The organism is Frankia sp. AgKG'84/4 (genome assembly GCF_023242965.2).
GTDB lineage: Bacteria > Actinomycetota > Actinomycetes > Frankiales > Frankiaceae > Frankia.
The window spans coordinates 1-1,121 of record NZ_JALKFU020000782.1 but is presented as its reverse complement, the minus strand read 5'-3'; the positions used below and the strand labels follow the sequence as shown (position 1 = coordinate 1,121).

Genomic DNA, 1,121 nt, shown 5'->3' with positions numbered 1-1,121 from the left:
GGCGGAACGAGTCCGCCGGCGGGGGCGGGCCAGCGGGCGCGCCGGGGCGGGCCCCCTTGGCCATGCCCCGGGCCCGCGGATCCGACAATCGGGTCACGTCGCCTTCGGCGGGCACCCTGTCAGCGCCGTCCGGCGTCTGCTCGTCACCGTCGCGTCCGTCGTCCACCGGTCCATCTCCTGCCATACCGCGCCGGATCGCGCCGTCGCCCTGTGATCGTCCGCTTGCCGCTTGCCGCTTGCCGCTTGCCGTGCGTCCAGGTTCTGCCGGATCGTCGCACGTTCCACGCGCTCGGCACCGTGTCGGGTGCGATCACCTCACCGACAACCATGTCGGATTGCCGACCCGCGCCCGCCTGCCGTGCAGACGTGGCACGTCCGCCACCCGCCGGGCGGCGGACGCGGTGATCCTGCCAGCTCACACCTCCAGGGGTAGCTGCGCCACCGAGGTGTCCCGTCTGGCCGGTGCCAGTCGGAACACGTCGCCGCGGGGCGCGGCGAACGCCTGCCAGAAATGGTCGGCGACCGCGTCGGGCCGCAGCGGGCCGGCCGGCGCCACCCGCCCGTCCAGGACGACGGTGCGCAGCCGGATCCCCTGCGCGGCCAGCGTCGGGCGCAGCGCCTCGACGAGGGCGCCCAGGCCCGCCTTGCCGACGGACAGCGCGAACCGGCCGGCCACCGGCTGCGTGCGCGGGCTCGCCGAGGTCACCAGGATGGTGGCCGCCGGGCGTTGCACCAGCGCCGCGGCGGCGGCCTGGATCGCGGCGAGCGCGCCCGTGACGTTCACCGCGAGGGTCTGGTTGAGCGTCGCCGGTGGCACGGTGAGGGCGGCGCCGCGGATGCTGAGCTTCGCGTTGTACACGCAGACCGTGAGCCCGCCGATCTCCGCCGAGATCCGTTCGATGGCGCGGGTGAGGCCCGGGGCGTCGGTGACGTCGGCCACGGTGCCGGCGACGGCCAGCCCGGCGGGCGCGAGTTCATCCCGCAGGCGGCTCAGGGTGTCCGCGGACCGCGAGACGACGCCGAGGGTGAAGCCCTCCTGGCCGTAGCGGTCATCGTGTCCGCGGACTGCCCCGCGGGGGCATCGCTGCTCGGTTTTCGGGACTATCTCGTGCGGGAACGGC

General features: G+C 75.2%; 1 protein-coding gene. It reads right to left on the bottom strand.

The features are described 5' to 3' along the window. Positions 1–415: 415 nt before the first annotated feature. On the bottom strand, positions 416–1,105 hold the full coding sequence (locus tag MXD58_RS25190) for an SDR family NAD(P)-dependent oxidoreductase (RefSeq protein ID WP_250610136.1): 690 nt from the start codon (positions 1,103–1,105) through the stop codon (positions 416–418). Positions 1,106–1,121: the final 16 nt, after the last annotated feature.